The sequence below is a fragment of the Mesorhizobium sp. M0292 genome (assembly GCF_040321695.1).
GTDB lineage: Bacteria > Pseudomonadota > Alphaproteobacteria > Rhizobiales > Rhizobiaceae > Mesorhizobium.
Genome location: NZ_JAMYSB010000036.1, coordinates 21,677 through 40,112 on the forward strand (window position 1 = coordinate 21,677; position 18,436 = coordinate 40,112).

An 18,436-nucleotide genomic window follows, 5' to 3' on the forward strand; every position below is an offset into this window, starting at 1 on the left:
TCGTTACTCAGACAATCATGAGCCCCGATGGTCGAGGCCGATATCCAGGATCGGCGCGCTGTGGATGAGTCGGCCGACCGAAATCAGATCAACGCCGGTCGCGGCAACCGCTCGCGCTGTATGCGACGTGATCCCGCCAGAAGCCTCGGTGATAGCGCGGCCACCGACCATTGCGACGGCGCGGCGAAGATCGGGGAGGGACATGTTGTCGAGCAGAACCGCATCGGGAGCGAAGCCAAGTACCTCCTCCAACTGGGCCAGAGTATCGACCTCGACTTCGATCTTGACGAGATGACCGGCCGCTCTTCGTGCTCGCTCGAGCGCTGGCCGGACGCCGCCTGCGATGGCGATGTGGTTGTCCTTGATCAAAATTGCATCGTCCAGGCCGAAGCGGTGATTGGACCCGCCACCTGCGCGCACGGCATACTTTTCGACTGCCCGCAATCCGGGCGTCGTCTTGCGGGTGCAGACGATCTTCGCGCCATATCCACGAACCGCAGCGACCATCGATGCCGTTGCTGTGGCGATGCCGCTCAGATGGCACAAAAAATTGAGTGCCGTCCTTTCGGCTGTGAGAATGGCCCGGGCCGGGCCAACCACTGATGCAATGACCTCTCCATCCACGACATTGCAGCCGTCTGCCCGCTCCACGGAGATTTCGACACCAGGATCAATCAAGCCGAAAGCGAGCATCGCCAGATCGATGCCGGCGACAACTCCGGACTGTCGCGCCACCAACACGGTTCCCGCTTGGCATTCCTTCGGGACGATGGCGTCCGTGGTCAAGTCGCCGGCTCTGCCAAGGTCTTCAAGAAGAGATGCCCGTACAAGCGGCTCAAGCAGGACCGTGGGGAGCGGTGAGAGCATCATCCCTTTGCACCTTCGGAGCTTGGCGAGTGTCCGAGTTCCCGCGCAGCCGCCAAGGCGGCTTCGAGCGTGATTTCGGACCGTCGGGCGGCAGTCGCATGATGAGGAAAATCTGTCCGGTAATGAGCGCCGCGGCTTTCTTCGCGCAACAAGGCGGCAACAGCAATCATTAGCCCGACAGCCGCCGGATCCGAGACCGCACCCTTGCTTTCGGCGAGCGGCAATAAGGCACGCGCGGCTGCTTTCAACGCTTGACCATCCCGGACGATGCCGAGTGCGCGCGACAGAAAAACGCGCACGGCTATCGGAGCGGGCGGTGGGTAAACGTTCGCAAACGCAGGCCTTGTTCTGCGCGCAGGCGTTCCGGCGACGCTTTCAGCGACCCAGCGGGCGCACACGATTGCCTCCGTCAAGGAATTGCTGGCGAGCCTGTTGGCGCCATGCAGTCCTGTCGAAGCGACTTCGCCGCAGGCCCACAGCCCCTTGACGGAGGTCCTGCCCGAGCTGTCCACGGCAACGCCACCCATGTGGTAGTGTTGGGCCGGACGAATGGGGATGAGATCGCGCGCGGGATTGATGCCCGCTCCAAGGCAGGCTGATGCGATTGTCGGGAAATGTCGAGCGAATGCCGGGCCTGGCCGTTGTCGGGCATCGAGAAAAACATGGTGGCCGTCCGCAAGATGGTTCCACACGGCGCGGGCCAAGACATCGCGAGGCGCAAGTTCCGCCCCGGGCACGCTCTGGAGAAAAGCCTGGCCGGTTTCATCGATCAGGGCAGCACCTTCGCCTCGCACAGCCTCGCTGACCAGCGCCATAGGGCGTTCTGGGCCGTCAAGCGCGGTCGGGTGGAACTGAATGAATTCGAGGTCGGCTAGGACAGCTCCAGCGCGGGCCGCAAGCGCAAGGCCTTGTCCGCAACTGCCCCAAGGGTTCGTGGTGTCGAGAAACAGTCCCCCGATGCCACCGGTGGCGAGAACCACCCGCCGTGAGCCGAAGAAGAAAGGTGCGATCGAACAGCTCGCCCAGACGCCTCGGATCGCATTCTCTCGCACTGCGAGCCGGCGCGCTTCCACGCCCTCCACGACAACTATCGACGGAGTGGAACGCACAGCCGCGATCAGCGCACGCATGATCTCACGCCCGGTGCCGTCCCCATGCGCATGAACGATGCGACGTCGGCTGTGTGCGGCCTCCAATCCGAGGCACAGTGATCCTTCCGGCCTGCGGTCAAAGCGAACCCCAAAGCCCGCAAGCCCCTCTATGGCCTTGGGCGCGGCTTGGAGGATGCGGCTCGCCACGTCTCTGTCGCAGAGACCATCCCCGGCGGCAATCGTATCGGCCAGGTGCATTGCCGGATCGTCGTCTTCGCCGAAACTTGCAGCCAGGCCCCCCTGGGCCCAGGTGCTCGAGTTGTCAGCTCCCAGCAGCGACCTTGACAGAAGAAGCACCGGCTCCGGCGACAGTTGAAGCGCGGTCATCAGTCCGGCGATGCCGCCGCCGATGATGATGGGCCGCCCGAAGAAGCTGCGGAGGTCGGCGCTCAAACTGCCAGCATCCGTTCGACCGCTAGCCGCGCGCGCCCGGCGATCCCGGGTTCGACGGTTACGACATGGTGGTTCTGCTCGAGCGCCGTGCGGATGTTGGCAAGCGTGATCCGCTTCATATGCGGGCACAAATTGCAGGGCCGGATGAACTCGACCTCTGGGTGCGCTAACGCGACGTTGTCGCTCATTGAGCATTCCGTCATCAGCACGACACGTGGCGGCCTTTGCCTTTCGACATAGTCGGACATGGCAGCCGTCGAGCCGGAAAAATCTGCTTCAGCCACGACGTCGGGCGGGCATTCGGGATGGGCGAGCACGACCACGCCGGGATGGCTTTCGCGCAACTCGCGGATGTCGGCCGGTGTAAAGCGCTCATGCACCTCGCAACGCCCTTTCCAGGCGATGATCTGCACATCTGTCTGAGCGGCGATATTCTGGGCCAGATATTCGTCCGGCAACATGATCACCCGGAGAACCCCAAGGGATTCGACGACCGCCTTGGCGTTGCCGGATGTACAGCAGATATCCGACTCGGCCTTCACTTCGGCGGACGTATTTACATAAGTGATGATCGGAACGCCGGGATAACGCTGGCGCATCAAGCGCACGTCTTCTGCCGTGATTGAGTCCGCCAACGAGCAACCGGCGCTGAGATCCGGAATGAGCACGGTCTTGCCCGGATTGAGGAGCTTGGCCGTTTCGGCCATGAAATGGACGCCGGCCAGCACGATGACTTGCGCCTCGACCGTCGCAGCCGTGCGGGCTAGTGCCAAGCTGTCGCCGACGATGTCGGCCACGCAGTGGAAGATCTCGGGCGTCTGATAATTGTGCGCCAGGATGATCGCGTTGCGCTCGCGCTTCAGCGCAAGGATCGCCTCGATATCCTCGGCGAAAGCCGGCCATTCAATCGGCGGGATCACTCGTCGGACGCGCTCGTAGAGCAACGCGGCCGTAGGCAGCATGGCGCCCATCGACCCCCTCCCGCTTATACTCTAACTGAAAATAACCAGCATATACTTGCTGTGAGTATAAGGGATGTCAACCCCGCGCCAGCGGCAATTTTGTCCCGGCGATGAGCCTATCGTCGAGAACGGCGTGGCGGAAACGGAAAAGCTTCGCTGGCCGGCCGCCGGTCTCAGTGGTGGCCTCTCCGGTCTCCTCGACCAGCTCCTGCTGTTCGATCAGTCGGCGAAAGTTCGGCTTGTGGATGAGCCTGCCGGCGAGCGCCTCCACGGTTCGCTGCAGCTGCAAAAGCGTGAAGACCGGCGGCATCAGCTCAAAGACGACTGGGCGGTATTTGATCTTGGAGCGCAGCCGCGCAATGCCGGTCGCCACGATGCGGCGATGATCGGCGACCATGGACTTGCTGGGCACCAGCGGCGGGGGTCCTGCGTCCCGCCCTCTTACGGCCTCTTGGACCAGGCCTGCTTCGTAGACTAACTCATAGCGTTGAAGCGTGAGTTCCTCGTTCCAAAGGCGGTCGTCGAAGCCAAAGGCTATCGTCGCCCGCTGCCAGCGTTCACGTCGCGTGGCCGAATCGCCAACCCCGTTTGCCCATTCGATCAGGCGCGGCCGCAGAACGTCCAGCACGACCGCAGGCGTGCCGGAGCGGTGGTCCTCCCATGGAAAATATTCATACCAACTCTGCCATCCGCACTTGGGCGAGCCCGCTGCCTGTTCCTTGCGCGTCAATGCGAGATAGCTGATGGAGATGACGCGCTGCTGGCGCTCGGCGCCGATGCGATCCCGATCCGCGAACGTGTAGAGTTGCTCAATGTACCCCAGCCGATGGCCGGTTTGCTGCTCGACCCACCCCCTCAAGCCGGATTGCAGCGATCGGTGCTCAAGCGCAAAGGGACCGGAGGGCAAGGTGTCCGCCTGGCCGATGGTGAGGACACAGGGTTGACTGCCGTTTACGGCGACCACAAAGGCGATCAAGTCCACTTTGACGTTGTCGGCCTTGCCGGCGGCTCTGTCTTTCCTGAGTCCTATTGCCTGATCGTCCATTATTTGGCCAACTCGGGGGCACCTTAATCGATTTAGTGTAAGCGTGCCAATTGGCACGTCAACACCCCGCAGCTGCATGGCCATTTTTTTGCTCTTCGCACCTGCACAAAAATGTGCCAAAGGCGACAGCCGCAGCTGGTAACGTAGGGGAAGGAGGGTCCCATGAGCGCTTATGGTGACACCAGGGCGATCACACCGCCGGATATTCGTTCGCGCAAAGGTGGGACGCCGCTCGTCTGCCTTACCGCCTACACCACCCCAGTCGCCCGGCTTGTCGATCCCCATTGTGATGTGGTGCTCGTCGGCGACAGCGTCGGCATGGTTCTCCACGGCCTGCCCTCGACGCTCGGTGTCACGCTGGAGATGATGATCACGCACGGCCAGGCGGTGCGCCGTGGCATCAAGCAGGCGCTGATGGTGGTCGACCTGCCGTTCGGTTCCTACGAGGAAAGCCCAGAGCAGGCTTTCCGCAATGCCGCGCGCGTCATGGCCGAGACCGGCTGCACGGCCGTCAAGCTCGAAGGCGGCGAAGCGATGGCAGAGACGATCGGCTTCCTCGCCGCACGCGGCGTGCCCGTCATGGCCCATGTCGGATTGACGCCGCAGGCCATCAACACCATCGGTGGCTACCGCGTACAGGGCAGGGGCGGGGATGCCGAGCGCATCAGGCGCGACGCAATTGCGGTGGGCGAAGCGGGCGCCTTTGCGGTCGTCCTGGAGAAGGTTCCTGAGGCGCTCGCCCGCCGGATCACCAAGGAGGTGGCGACCCCGACCATTGGCATCGGTGCCTCGGCAGCCTGTGACGGCCAGATTCTCGTCGTCGACGGCATGCTGGGCCTCTTCGGCGACTTCCGGCCCAAGTTCGTCAAGCGCTATGCTGAACTCCGGGAGGCGGCTGCGGCTGCGATCGCTTCCTATGCGCGCGAGGTGAAGGAGCGCCAGTTTCCCGCCGCAGAGCACGTGTTTGCCGATGCGCCCAAGCCCGCCGACACGGACGCCACCAAGAGCGGAGAAGCAGCGTGAGCGTGCCGATCGTCAGGAGCGTTGACCAGCTTCGCGAAAGCGTCGCCGCATGGCGCTGCGAAGGTGTGAGGATAGCCCTGGTGCCAACGATGGGCGTCCTGCATGAGGGCCATCTCAGCCTGGTGCGCGCTGCACTCGAGAAGGCAGACCGTGTGATAGTGACGCTCTTCGTCAACCCGAAGCAATTCAACAGCCAGGCCGATCTTGCCGCGTATCCCCGCACCGAGGACGAGGATGCCGCCAAACTGGCACCGGTTGGCGCGCACCTGCTTTATGCGCCAGATGCAGAGGAGATGTATCCGGCGGGCTTCGCCACCACCGTTTCGGTTTGCGGTGTCAGCGAAGGCCTGTGCGGTACATTCCGGCCGGGGCATTTCGACGGCGTGGCGACCGTCGTCGCCAAGCTCTTCCTGCAGACCAGCGCTGACTTCGGCTTCTTTGGCGAAAAGGACTTTCAGCAAATTCACCTGGTCAGGCGCATGGCCCGGGATCTGGATATTCCAATCACCATTGTTGCCTGTCCGACAGTCCGCGAAGCCGACGGTCTTGCGTTATCATCGCGCAATGTGCGGCTCTCGCCAGCGGAACGCGCTGTTGCTCCCAAGCTATCATCGGTCCTGCTCAAGACGGCTGAGCGGCTTCAGCGCGGCTCACCCATCCTGCCAACGCTTGCAGAATCTCGCGCAGCAATTCTGGCTGCAGGCTATCGCGAGGTCGAATACCTGGAACTTCGCGATGAGGCAGATCTGCACCCGATAACAAGCCTCGATCGACCGGCACGGTTGCTTGCCGCCGCCTGGCTCGGCGGCACACGGCTCATAGACAACGTCAGACTATTTCGGATTGGTTCAACAGATTAGCCACGTTCTCGGCACGCGCCGTATTCGTCCGGGATCATCTAAAACAAGGTCTCTGCCTAGCATTGAGCGTTACGGAGGTTACGCACAGGACACATGCATCGCGTGTTTGAGAACTTCGTCGAGCAACTGTCTGCAAGTGTTGATGCTGCCGATCTCTGTGAGGCAATGGCCTCCGCTGCAGCCGGCTTCGACTTCCCGCTATTCGCCTATTTCACCTACCCGTCAGCCTCCGGCGACGCCCCCCAATTGATTTCAAACTATCCTTCATCCTGGACGTCACGTTATCTGCAACAGCGGTACCACAGTCTCGATCCGGTCATCCTGCGCGGGCTGCAAGGCTGGGATACATTCGATTGGGGTGTGGATCGCGCTCGGCACGGTCTGCCGAATTCGCAGCAACAAATTCTAGAGAGTGCGGCTGAGTTTGGCATCTGCGGCGGCCTGACGATGTCCATGCATGATCATCTCGGCCGGTTTGCTGCCCTGACCTTTGCTTCCGACGAGTCCCGTCCGCCTCTGTTGCGGTCACTGGCACGTTACGAAAAAGCATTGCAGCTGGTGGCCATCAACTTTCATATCCATGTCCGGCGAAGGCTCGCCGATCATCGCGTGGTGGATGGTGTAACGCTCACCCCGCGGGAGTTCGAGTGTCTGAAATGGGCGGCGCGCGGCAAGTCGGCTTGGGATACTAGCCAGCTTCTCGGCGTCTCAAAGCGCACCGTGACCTTTCATCTGGAAAACGCCAAGGCAAAGTTTGGCGTTCGAACGATCAACCAAGCCGTTGCACGAATGGCTGCCTCCGGCCTGACGAGATCCTGATTCTCAGCCACGATACCTGTAAACCTCTACAGGCTGCATCGCTGTCAGCTTTGCCCTTCGATGGCGGGAACACATCCCACATGGAGGCGACCATGATGCAACTGATAGCACCAGACTTTTACAGTGATTTTGCAGGCGAGCTCAAAGAGATGCACGGGCTCAGGTTTCGGGTGTTCAAGGAAAGGCTCGATTGGGAAGTTGATACCGAAGACCAGATGGAATCCGATCCGTTTGATGCTCTCAAGCCTGTCTATCTGCTCCTCAAAGGATCCGACTGGCGAATTCGCGGTTGCGTGCGTCTTTTGCCCAGCACCGGACCCACAATGTTGCGCGACACCTTCCCGGTGCTGCTGGGTGCTGACGTCGTGCCCTCGACCACCGACATATGGGAGAGCAGTCGTTTCGCGCTCGATCTTCCTCCGTCGGCGCCCAAGGCAGCGGGCGGGCTGGCTCAGGCGACCTACGAGCTCTTCGCGGGCATGATCGAGTTCGGCTTGGCCAAGGATCTGACCCGGATCGTAACGGTGACGGACACGCGCATGGAGCGGATCCTCCGCCTTGCTACGTGGCCATTGTCGCGCATCGGAGAACCCAAGTGCGTCGGCAAAACGGAGGCGGTGGCTGGGTTTCTCGAGATTTCCCACGCGAGCCTTTTGCGCATCCGCAGCAGGGGACGTCTGAGCGGACCGGTACTGTGGCAACCGGTTCTAGGCCCGTCAGCATAGCGCCATTGTGGACACCTGTGCCATGAAGGATGCTGGTTTGCCCAAGGAAGCGACGGTCGGCCTTGTATGCTGGCCGGACTGGCGTCGCCAGGACGCTTACCACTACGCCAGACGATTGCCACGCACTGGCTGGGCCTGGGAGTTTCTTCGGCGCAATCCACAATTCCAGCGCGACCACGCCAAAATGGCACCGTCCGCCTGCTTCGTCGGAACCCAGGCCGACATGAAGATAATCGAGTTGACGACAGAATCAGCTTTCCTAAGACAATGGAGCCTCCTTTTTCGCGGACGCGCCACAGTCGGACGCTACATCGGCGAGGGTCTTTTGGGATCCGCGCGATTGCGCCTGTATTCTACGAGCGGCCGCGGAGCCGCTGGGGCTCGACCACGATTTTGAACCGCTTCACCTTTCTTCGCTCTCATGCTGCAAGGACATCCTGCTGACAGCTGCGGGCATGCAGCACGTGCTGCTGAGGGAGAACTGCCGGAGTCTGCAGATCGCCGTTTCCGGTGCGTCCGTCCTCCGCCCGTTGCGGCTATATGTCGACGCAATCCTTCAGCCGCAGCACCTCAAGTTCCATGTCGCTGCCCTTCAGTTCCTGAACGACATCAATGATTGCCGCCGCGTGTCAGCTGCTTGCTTTCCGCCGGAACACCGCGGAGCGCGTCTGCGTATTGTACTGCAGGCTTTGGATGGCTCGCTGGCGGGAGCATCTCATCAGGAGGTCGCCATTGCCTTGTTCGGGAGACGCCGTGTCGAAGAAGATTGGCGTCATCCAGGCGGCCATCTTCGCGATCAGGTACGTCGCGCCATCCAACGCGGCCGCTACCTGATGGGCGGCGGCTACAGACAGTTCCTGAGGTAATTGGAGTGGTTGCGATTGTCTTATACGAACGCGCAACCTCCATTTTCTCACTGCAATGGTGCGTTGCACAAAACGTGGCAAGCGCCTAGTTCTTCCGCGGCGAATCGGGTTTCGGCGAAACACCGGGACCCAACTTCGTCGATAAGTGCATTCATGACCTGAGGACCCCGATGACCGTTATGAACTCCGACAAAGCCGGCGCTGCAAGCCTTGAGACAATCGCGCGAAACGGCAGCATGCTGCGTCGCATAGCCGTACGCATTCCGACCTACCTGTCGGATATTCGCGAGAACCCGGCGTGGCTGCCCATGTTCATGTTAGCGCGCACCATGCCGGCACGGAGAATGCACTGGCGTGGTGCAAAGCCGGTCCGAAGGCCGCAAAGAGCCCAGGACACGATGTTTGCCGGTGTCAATTGCCACGACGTTGTCGACGCGCTGCGGATGGATGGGCTTTTTCCCGGCCTTGTCCTGCCTGCAATGGTGGCTGAAGATGTAGCCGCATTCGCCAGGTGCACACCTTGTTTCGGCAATTTCGATCGCCGACTCGAGTTCATGCCGGCGGAGCATGCGGAGGCTGAGGCGCGATTTGGCCGTCCGTTGCTCAGCGGCCATTATTTCGAGCGCATTCTGGGCTGTAAGTCGGCCGTTGCCATCCAAAACGATCCGCTGCTCATGGATATCGCGGCGCACTATCTCGGCGGCCAGGCGACGCTGATCACGACGCGCGTCTGGTGGAGCTTCCCGACCGGCCAGGCGTCTGACGCGGACAAGAACCTGGCTTCGCTCGGCAAATACCACTTCGACCTGGACGACTGGCGGATGCTGAAGTTCTTTTTCTATCTGGTGCCCGTCGACGAGGGGACCGGCCCGCATATCTATGTTCGAGGCAGCCATGATCGCCGTGCCCTCAAGCACCAATTTACGCTTGTCGTCGGCCATCCAGCGCAAGAGATTCTGGACGTCTACGGCAAGCAGAGTCCGGTCACGCTGACCGGCATGGCCGGTTTCGGTTTCGTCGAGGATCCGTTCGGGTTCCATATGGGCACCGTGCCGTCGCACAGGCCACGGCTGATGATGGAAGTTGGCTTCGGCGTTTCTCCTCCATCGCGCCGCCGCTTCCATGGCGAGCCTGTGATCCGCTGATTTCGAAAAGTCCCGAAACAGCCTTCCCGTTGTGAGGGAAAGATAAGGCTATGCCGCCAATCGATCTGTTCCGGGCCAAAAGCGGTTGTCTGCACATGCCCTGAACTTGGCTGGTGCAATGAGTCTCGCCATTGCTCCAGCCAGCGCATCAGTGCCTGTTTAATCGAGGTTAGATGGCAGTGCGCCCAAGAGATCCTCCTCGATATCGCCTGCCGCGCGAAGCCTCAGATGCTCTTCGAAAACCTCCTTTACGGACCAAGTCGTCTCGGGTCTCCTTTGAGTGGCCGGAAGGTGGTGCACAGCCGTATCGTGCTTCGGGATCCTGAACGAAGGCGAGGGGCGGTTTGTTCCTCGCGGGGCGCATGCAGCGGTGCCGGCATGACAGCTTCGTCTTGGATCCCGATGCTCGGCAACGTCGGCGGTGAAGGCTCTGTCTAGGCGGCTTACGTGACTCCAATGCAGGAGATCGACCATCTCCTGTCGAGCACATTCGTTGGCGATCACCGTCGCGGCGCTACGGACGCCGCGGCGCCTGCGATCAATGCAGTTTGCCGACTAGCCGAGCGTATTCGGCTTCAGCCCTGCCATATGACCCATCTGCCAGCGCAATTAGACGCGCGCGATCAAGAATGACTACCTCTCCTCGCATTGAGCGTATCAGACCTTGGCCCTCCAAGGTTTGCAGCGCTATGGTGACGCCGGGCCGCCTGACACCGAGCATAACTGATAAGAACTCGTGCGTAATCGCAAAGCTGTTCCCGTCGACGCGATCATCACACATCACCAGCCATCTTGAGAGCCTGTCGACTATGTTCATCCGGGCATTGCTGAGCGCGGTGAAGCTTGCCTGGAGGTGAAAGTAGTGAACGTAGCGGAGCAGAAAGGTTCGCAAGGTTGGGCTTGTCAGAAGCGCCTTGGTGAAGAGGCCCGCGTCGATAACAAAGGCTCGGGCTTCTAATTGGACGTAACAATCGTGCGTTGACCGGTCATCGCCCATGATAAGCGCTGAGCCGGTCATGCCCTCACAACCAATGATTCCGATCTCAGCTTCGATACCAGGCCGCAGCTCGCCCACCACTGACCCGAGACCGCTCTCGAAGAAGTACACGGTGCTGATTGGTGACCCCGCCACTTCGAGATGCGTCTTCAGCCCAAGGGAGACGCTTTCGAAATGAGGTTGCAGCAATGCCAAATCTGCCGAGCACATTCGTAGCAGCAGCGAATTGCGATAGATCGAATTTTGGCCGGTGTCGCGTTGCGCGGCAGTGTGAGTTTGTGAACTGGAGTCTGTCATAGCTCCCTCTCCCTATTGGGGCGGAAGCATGTTGATCGCTCACAGCCGACGGACGCCCTTAGAGTTGCCGTCGATGGCACACTGTATGCCTGCCGACCGCGGATGTCCCATTTTTTAATCAATTACGTTAATCGGCCCGAGCCAAGCTTTGGCGCACCCGCTCTAACGCGGCATTCAGATGCTCCAGAAATTCGTCATCGCTTTTGGTCGCCAAGCCGACTTGTCGAGCGCGAGTTACAATGCGCTCCTGGAGTGAAACCGCTGTCTCATAGTGGTCCACGATCATCTGAAATGAAGCGCTCATTGGGGCGGATTGAAAGGGCTGTGCCATAGCACAACCCTAGCTCCACGAGGATGAGAGTTCCATGCCGGCCGCCGCTTGGGTAACAATCGTACAATATACCCAAGACTGACCGCGCTCTTTGGTTATCCTCCCAGAAATCCGGTAGCCTTGCGTGGCGCAGCTTCTCTTCGCTCTTCGACCTCCTGACCCGGCCGACCAGTCCCGGCTTCAGCCATTCCGCCTTGTCCTTCTTATGCTCATTCGGGACCGGGACGCCGACCTCGCCCTGCACACGATCCCACAGCGTTTGCCTTTTGTCGGCCTTGACGGCTAACATCGCCCGCCCTTGTAGGACCGCTTTCAGCCATGATCACCTCGGGGGCTGAACGAAGCGCGTGGTTGTCGACTCTGTCGGTCGTCGCAGACGCTTACGGAGGCCTCACCGCAGAGGGAGATGCGCACTCCGGCTCGACGACGGCTGTCGAAAATCAGACTGATGTGGATGCACTACCATCGATCGGCACTAAGATTCTCGACCTCGGCAATAAGCTCCTCTGTACAGCAAGCGACCTTCCTGCCTCGCAATATCAAAAGTCAAACCCCGCCGCAGATGCATATGCCTGGCAGCACGCGTCGGTCTTTGGCCGCGCATCTGCCAAACCGAAATCAAGTAGCCCGCCATCGCGCGACCCTCAACGCGATCTTGATCATTGCAGTGGGGCAATAACTTATCTCTTTGGAGCTTGGTGGTGATATATAGGCGCCCAAGCCAGCGCTAATATTGCATGGAGCTAAAATGCCCGCTAAGATTTCTTGGGTGTTGGCTGGCGGGTGTTTGATGCGGTTTCATCGTCTAGGCGCGGTCGCTCTGGGTCTGGCGTCCTTCATCAGCAGCGCTCATGGCCAAGAATCCTGCGACCCTAACTACACAGGCGCCTGTGTTCCAATCGCCAGCGATGTCGACTGTTCCTCCGGAAAGGGCAATGGTCCCGCATACGTACACGGGCCGGTCTCTGTCGTAGGCACCGATATCTATGATCTTGACCGAGACGGCGACGGAATAGGTTGCGAAAACGGCTAGAGGAGGAAAGTCGCCCTCCAACTTCATGACGGCACCAGCCCATCCGCTGTTGATGGTAACGGTCACCTCCGAGTTGAGGGTGAGCAACGTTCCCAGCCATTTGCATCAAATATCAGGACCTCGTAAATGCGACTTATGGCGACTCTGCGGTACGACGGTCGAACACCTTCCACGTCTCAACCGTCTCCTGCCTTACGTTTTGTCAATTGGTAGCTGATTGTAGAATGTGCCAGTAACTGGGATGCTCATCTCGTTCCACATGCGCGAGCCCTGATGCGCGTCAGTTATTTTTACTCTCCGGTCACGATTGAGACCACTGGCCCGGGCGATGTTCCCCGAGAAGAACAAAGAGGTAGATGGTGCCGGCATGGTCCCACCAATGCTCTCCCCTTGTGAACGGCATCCAAACTTTTCGGCGGGCTTGAACAGCGGCCACCTTTGGCGGCTGTCGAGGGCTGATGATAGATTCCATTCCAGCTCTTTCTAATGTGCCGTCCGAACAGTGAACGAAAGTAGAACATATAGTTCAAGCGCGAATCGACTGTGAGAGGGATGAGCTCCAATTTGGGTCATGCCTGACGCTGGTGGAAGACGAAATTGCGGTGGCGACTGGAAGCTCAGCGATGCACCAAATGGAACTGGGCAGCTGGTGCTGTCCGCTGCGGCGCTATGACGTCAGACGATGGTATCTGCCGAATGACCTGGGGAATCTTCGGGGACGTCGAGGCCGACGTGGTCGGAAGCAAACTGAGTTGCGGGCGATGCGGCAGGAACGAGTATATGCAAGCTGAGATGCCTGTCGCTGTCTCCGCGTTCCAGGCCGACGTTCTCTGCATTCGGAGGCCTGGTGAGCGATACGGGTGCGCCTGAGTGTCAATGGCGCATTTAGCAACGGCCTGGTACACGATTCACCGCGGTGCGAGCTGATCGAAACTGGCTTGGTCGATTGCATCGTAATAGCGCCGCCCACGAGGAAAGATTTTTCTATCGTTTGCGGTCGGGGTCGCATGACGCGATTGTCGGACGCAACAAGCCAGCTTGGCAATAGGCAGAGGCTGTCCACACTGTACTCCCTAATGCCAATCCATACCTAACGAGACCGCCATGCCGTCACCTCCAGATTTCACCGACGATTTTCGCGCCGAGCTGATCACGCTGCTGCGCTGGCGCAGGGATGTGCGGCGCTTCGAGCCGACGGCTCTGCCAGAGGGTACGCTGGAACGCCTGCTCGAGCTCGCCAGCATTGCGCCCTCCGTTGGCCTCAGCCAGCCCTGGCGCTTCGTAGTCGTCGAGAGCCTCAAGCGGCGCACTGCCGTGAGAGACTGCTTCGAGCGCTGCAATGCTGAGGCGCTCACGCGCTTTTCGGGAGAGCGCGCCGCACTCTATGCCCGGCTGAAGCTTGCCGGGCTCGACGAGGCGCCCTGTCAATTCGCGGTCTTCGCCGACCGCACGACCCGACAAGGCCATGGGCTCGGTCGCATGACCATGGCGGCGACCATCGACTATTCGGCCGTCATGGCAGTGCACACACTGTGGGTGGCGGCGCGGGCGGAGGGCATCGGCATGGGCTGGGTGTCGATCCTCGATGCGACCGAGATGGCCGAAATTCTCGACACGCCGCCCGAATGGACGCTGATCGGCTATTTCTGCCTTGGCTATGCCAGCGAGGAGCACGACATGCCGACCTTGGAACGCGAATGCTGGGAACATCGGCGGCCGCCGGTGGTGATCAGGCGATAGTGGGGCTGCTCATCATTCGCCTCTTCCCTGGCGATGAGCTTGACGCAGATCGGGTCGCCCTTCGCCACATTGCCATTCCAACCGAAGCCGAGGTTCGTGTTCTTGCAAAGGCCAGGAAAGAGCAGCATGACAAGCGCGACCGCAGCGAAGATGGCGCTTGCGACAACCGGGCTGAAGCCGGGCATGGAGGTGGTCGACCTCTGTTGCGGGGCGGCTGTGCCGATCGCCACGATCACCCGCCATGTCGTCGCACTACGCCGACCAGCTGGAGGCCGCGCAGCGCCGGCTGACCGGCGCCGGCGCGACCAATTGCGAATTCGTCGCCGGCTACGCGCTACGAACTCGCTACTCTGGTGTCACGCCCCGTGAGTCTTCACGGCCAACGCCTTCGACGGCGTCCCGGACCGACCGCGGCTGGCACGTGCCGTGCGCGAGGCGCTCGCCCCCGGCGGACATTTGTTATCGTCAACTGACACCGGCAGCCGCGCGAGACGACGACGGTCCTGAAGCGAACTCAGGCTGTCGCCAAGACAGACCATCGCCGATGCCCAAGTCGGCGGCACCATGCTCCTAGATGCCGACTGCCTGACAAGGGGCCGCAGGCCCGTCGTCCGTCCACTGTCCAAGGCCTCCTGGCCTTTCCGAGGCCGTGATCCTGCCGCGGGTGTGAGTCTGCGATCCTCATAAGAGCGTCAGGCGCGAGTAGAAGTTTGGGTCGTGGCTCCACAGCGGCCGACCTATCCATCGGGTGGATGGTAGTTATCACAACAATCAATTTTACCAATATTATGGAATTCTACTACAAGGCCGCCACTTAAAGCGGCCGGACGGGTATCCGTCTCGCGTGGGCTGGTGCTGCCCGCAAAGATGCGGAGACGAACATGTGCGGGATTGTTGGCATCGTTGGGCAACAGCCGGTGTCGGATCGGTTGATCGGCGCGTTGAAGGGTTTGGAATATCGCGGCTATGATTCCGCCGGCGTTGCGACGATCATCGAGGGTGCCTTGCACCGCCGGCGCGCCGAGGGCAAGCTCGTCAACCTCGAGAGGCGACTGAAGGAAGAGCCGCTGAGCGGCAACGTCGGCATCGGCCACACGCGTTGGGCAACCCACGGGGCCTCGACCGAACGCAATGCGCACCCGCACTTTAGCGACGGTGTCGCCGTAGTCCATAACGGCATCATCGAGAACTTCACCGAGCTGAAGGACGAATTGGCGGCGGATGGCGCCGAGTTCCAGACCGACACCGACACCGAGGTCGTTGGGCATCTCTTGGCAAGATACCGCCGAGAGGGCATGAGGCCGCAAGAGGCCACGCGTGCCATGCTGAAACGCGTCAAGGGCGCCTATGCGCTTGCCATCCTCTTCGAAGATGAACCGTCGACCATCACGGCGGCGCGCAACGGGCCACCGCTCGCGATCGGTCACGGCGACGGCGAGATGTTCCTGGGCTCCGACGCGATCGCCCTTGCTCCCTTCACCAATGAAATTACCTATCTCATCGACGGCGACTGGGCCGTTGTCGGCAATTCGGGCGCCCATATCTTCGATGTCAACGGCCGTCCCGTCGAGCGTCCGCTCCATATCTCCACGGCCGCGGCCGATCTGGCCAACAAGGGCAACCATCGCCACTTCATGGAGAAGGAGATTTACGAGCAGCCCGAGGTCATCGCCCATGCTCTCCGTCATTACATTAACATCATAGACAGTCGCGACATGGTTCCTGGCATTGATTTCGCCAAGGTCCCGAGCTTGGCGATCTCTGCCTGCGGAACCGCCTATTTCGCCGGACTGATCGGAAAATACTGGTTCGAGCGCTATGCGCGCCTGACGGTTGAAATCGACGTTGCGTCCGAATTCCGTTACCGCGAGATCCCGTTGCCGCCGCAGTCGGCAGCTCTTTTCATCTCGCAGTCCGGCGAAACCGCCGATACGCTTGCGTCATTGAGGTACTGCAAGGAGCGTGGGCTGAAAATTGGCGCTATCGTCAATGCCTGCGAATCGACCATCGCTCGCGAGGCCGATACGGTTTTCCCGATCCTTGCCGGACCGGAGATCGGCGTCGCCTCTACCAAGGCTTTTACCTGCCAGCTTGCCGTTCTAGCAGCACTCGCCATCGGCGCCGCCAGAGCCCGCGGGACGGTCCCCGAAGACGAGCTGCAGGAGCTCGTCAGGAGCCTCGCCGAATTGCCGCGCGTGATGGGCCACGTACTCGAGAGCATCCAGCCGGAAATCGAGTTCTTGTCGCGCGAACTGTCAAAGTGTCGTGACGTCCTGTATCTCGGCCGTGGCACCAGTTTCCCGCTAGCGATGGAAGGTGCGCTGAAGCTCAAGGAGATTTCCTACATCCATGCCGAGGGCTATGCAGCGGGTGAATTGAAGCACGGGCCGATCGCCTTGATAGACGAGAACATGCCGGTGATCGTCATCGCGCCCCATGACCGTCTTTTCGACAAGACCGTTTCCAACATGCAGGAAGTGGCTGCCCGTGGAGGGCGGATTATCCTCATCACCGATGAAAAAGGGGCAGCCGTATCGAAACTCGAAACCATGCACACGCTCGTGCTGCCGGTTGTCGACGAGATTATCGCGCCAATGATCTTCTCGCTCCCGATACAGCTTCTAGCCTACCACACGGCGCTCTTCATGGGGACGGATGTAGACCAGCCGCGCAATCTCGCAAAATCGGTCACGGTCGAATGATTGTGAACCTGTACAGGTGGCGATGCGCCTCCAGGAAAGCGGTACCCCTTGTCTGGATCCGAAGCCCGGATGAAACCAGATGACCATTGTTTGCTGCAATTGCGAAACTCGGTAGCGGTTACGAGCGGGTCTTTCGCTGCCTCGCCGGTGGAGATTGCCGAAGGAAGCAGTGTCCGTGCCGAAAGTTCGAGTTGCTGTTCAAGAAAGCCATCGGCGAGAATGGTCCACGAAGGATCGCAGGTCGCATGCGCTACGCCGACCAGGCTCTCAGCACGGGCAGTCTTGATACTTGATCAGAAGCAGGTGAGCCGCCATATTCCAGCCCGGCCAATTCAGCGGCCCATCCCATGCATGAGGCCGGTTCGGCCGAATGGACGACCATTTTTTTTATTTGCTAGGTGTGCGCCTCGGGAGGAATCTCCGAGGGAGCTCCCAGTTCTTGGAGATGTTTATGAAGGATTCGCGCATTCCCGAACCAGTCTTGACGGCTATGTCCCAGGGAACCCACATCGTCCGCGCTTATCGCGAGCACCTTGGATATTCGATCGACGACCTGGCCGTCGCGTGCGGGCTGGCCGCTGAGGAAATCCAAAACATCGAGCGAGGTCTGAGGTACAGCAAGGGCTATCGGGATCGGATAGCGAAATCGCTTTCCATACCTGTGGGAATTCTTGAGTCGGAGTTGGACATTTCGGACGCCGCCTGAACAGATCGGATGATCTGCAATGGGTGGACTAGCTGTTGTGATGTGAAGCTTGCGGCTGATGTCGACGCTTGATTGATTGATGCGATGCCTTCTGGCGCAGCTCACCGAACAACAAAGCGATATAGCCGCCCGGAGTGCTACGAAACGTGCACGACGGCATCGGCTCGCGACGAAGGACTAACGGCGAACTCTTCCTAGTTCGGCAAGGCGATGCTGGCTTGAGCATCAACTCGGCCTACGAGAGTGGCTACTCCTAGTGTCCACCATGGCGAAGTCGCGCCGCTCTGAAAGTAACATGGCGGGCATCCTGACGTTTCCGGGTTGACTATGGGCGTTCGAACCAGGAAAAGGGGCCGCTCTTCGTGAGTGGCGTGCGCCGGCCGTCTGACCCCCAAGCCCCCCGCCCAGGCTGCCGGCGCGCTTCTAGAAAGATCGAAGTAGGGACTCGCTTGCGCTCTGCCCGCTGACACCTTGTGGTTCCTCCTGCGGGTCCAGCGGACCACCTTGGGTGTCGCCAGTTCTGGTGGTCACGCGCCTCCATTTGCGATCTCGTGTCAGTGAGTGCACCGCAAGCACCCTCTCTGCCAGCCTGAAAAATTCATGGGGGTTGGTGGATGTGGCGCAAGCCCGTTGAAATGACGTAGGATTTGGTTGCTTAAGCCGATCCGAAATTTCCCGGAGACCACACGCACCATGAACGATCTTGCGCTGCCGCTGAGCGGTTTGTCATCAGTCGGCGGCTAGTCCGTCGTCGCCCGTTTCGACGGCGGCATG

15 protein-coding genes are annotated in these 18,436 nt (G+C 60.4%); 10 read left to right on the top strand and 5 right to left on the bottom strand.

All coding sequences use genetic code 11. From position 1 onward, the window contains the following. Window positions 1-15: 15 nt before the first annotated feature. The 4 genes from nadC to NKI96_RS30825 all read right to left on the bottom strand — a co-directional run bounded on the left by nadC (window position 16) and on the right by NKI96_RS30825 (window position 4,418). Window positions 16-870 carry a carboxylating nicotinate-nucleotide diphosphorylase gene (gene nadC / locus NKI96_RS30810; protein ID WP_023673637.1) on the bottom strand — a complete coding sequence of 285 codons (855 nt, stop codon included), beginning with the start codon at window positions 868-870 and terminating at the stop codon, window positions 16-18. Beyond that, window positions 867-2,411 carry an L-aspartate oxidase gene (locus NKI96_RS30815; RefSeq protein ID WP_352807604.1) on the bottom strand — a complete coding sequence of 515 codons (1,545 nt, stop codon included), beginning with the start codon at window positions 2,409-2,411 and terminating at the stop codon, window positions 867-869. The genes nadC and NKI96_RS30815 overlap by 4 nt, the downstream gene beginning before the upstream one ends. After that, entirely contained in the window at window positions 2,408-3,382 is a 975-nt protein-coding gene (gene nadA / locus NKI96_RS30820) for a quinolinate synthase NadA (RefSeq protein ID WP_023673635.1), read from the bottom strand. Before nadA ends, NKI96_RS30815 begins: the two co-directional genes overlap by 4 nt. A 67-nt stretch (window positions 3,383-3,449) precedes the next feature. Continuing rightward, entirely contained in the window at window positions 3,450-4,418 is a 969-nt protein-coding gene (locus NKI96_RS30825; RefSeq protein ID WP_023673634.1) for an NUDIX hydrolase, read from the bottom strand. 162 nt (window positions 4,419-4,580) lie between these two features. On the opposite strand from NKI96_RS30825, the gene panB reads away from it, so the two are divergent. The 7 genes from panB (at window position 4,581) to NKI96_RS30860 (ending at window position 9,856) form a co-directional block, all read left to right on the top strand. Continuing rightward, on the top strand, window positions 4,581-5,441 hold the full coding sequence (panB, locus tag NKI96_RS30830) for a 3-methyl-2-oxobutanoate hydroxymethyltransferase (protein ID WP_352807606.1): 861 nt from the start codon (window positions 4,581-4,583) through the stop codon (window positions 5,439-5,441). Next, window positions 5,438-6,301 carry a pantoate--beta-alanine ligase gene (gene panC / locus NKI96_RS30835; RefSeq protein WP_023673632.1) on the top strand — a complete coding sequence of 288 codons (864 nt, stop codon included), beginning with the start codon at window positions 5,438-5,440 and terminating at the stop codon, window positions 6,299-6,301. Before panB ends, panC begins: the two co-directional genes overlap by 4 nt. Before the next feature lie 93 nt (window positions 6,302-6,394). Next, complete coding sequence (locus tag NKI96_RS30840) at window positions 6,395-7,120, top strand: LuxR family transcriptional regulator (RefSeq protein ID WP_023673631.1); 726 nt, start codon at window positions 6,395-6,397, stop codon at window positions 7,118-7,120. Between the two features lie 92 nt (window positions 7,121-7,212). Beyond that, on the top strand, window positions 7,213-7,845 hold the full coding sequence (locus tag NKI96_RS30845) for an acyl-homoserine-lactone synthase (RefSeq protein ID WP_023707030.1): 633 nt from the start codon (window positions 7,213-7,215) through the stop codon (window positions 7,843-7,845). A 22-nt stretch (window positions 7,846-7,867) separates the two neighbouring features. Continuing rightward, window positions 7,868-8,242 carry a transcriptional regulator domain-containing protein gene (locus tag NKI96_RS30850; protein ID WP_352461172.1) on the top strand — a complete coding sequence of 125 codons (375 nt, stop codon included), beginning with the start codon at window positions 7,868-7,870 and terminating at the stop codon, window positions 8,240-8,242. Window positions 8,243-8,300: 58 nt separating this feature from the next. Further along, on the top strand, window positions 8,301-8,711 hold the full coding sequence (locus NKI96_RS30855) for a DUF2285 domain-containing protein (RefSeq protein ID WP_023673629.1): 411 nt from the start codon (window positions 8,301-8,303) through the stop codon (window positions 8,709-8,711). 179 nt (window positions 8,712-8,890) lie between these two features. Beyond that, a complete protein-coding gene (locus tag NKI96_RS30860) occupies window positions 8,891-9,856 on the top strand; it encodes a hypothetical protein (protein ID WP_023820363.1) in 966 nt (321 codons plus the stop codon). 538 nt (window positions 9,857-10,394) lie between these two features. On the opposite strand, the gene NKI96_RS30865 is transcribed toward NKI96_RS30860, so the two are convergent. Then, entirely contained in the window at window positions 10,395-11,150 is a 756-nt protein-coding gene (locus NKI96_RS30865) for a Crp/Fnr family transcriptional regulator (RefSeq protein ID WP_023731597.1), read from the bottom strand. Between the two features lie 2,468 nt (window positions 11,151-13,618). On the opposite strand from NKI96_RS30865, the gene bluB reads away from it, so the two are divergent. The 3 genes from bluB (at window position 13,619) to NKI96_RS30880 (ending at window position 17,662) form a co-directional block, all read left to right on the top strand. After that, window positions 13,619-14,254 (top strand): 5,6-dimethylbenzimidazole synthase, encoded by a 636-nt coding sequence (gene bluB / locus NKI96_RS30870; protein WP_023713007.1) that lies wholly within the window; start codon window positions 13,619-13,621, stop codon window positions 14,252-14,254. Between the two features lie 881 nt (window positions 14,255-15,135). Further along, entirely contained in the window at window positions 15,136-16,956 is a 1,821-nt protein-coding gene (glmS, locus tag NKI96_RS30875; protein WP_352756085.1) for a glutamine--fructose-6-phosphate transaminase (isomerizing), read from the top strand. A 451-nt stretch (window positions 16,957-17,407) separates the two neighbouring features. Then, entirely contained in the window at window positions 17,408-17,662 is a 255-nt protein-coding gene (locus NKI96_RS30880; RefSeq protein WP_031197535.1) for a helix-turn-helix domain-containing protein, read from the top strand. Window positions 17,663-18,436 lie beyond the last annotated feature (774 nt).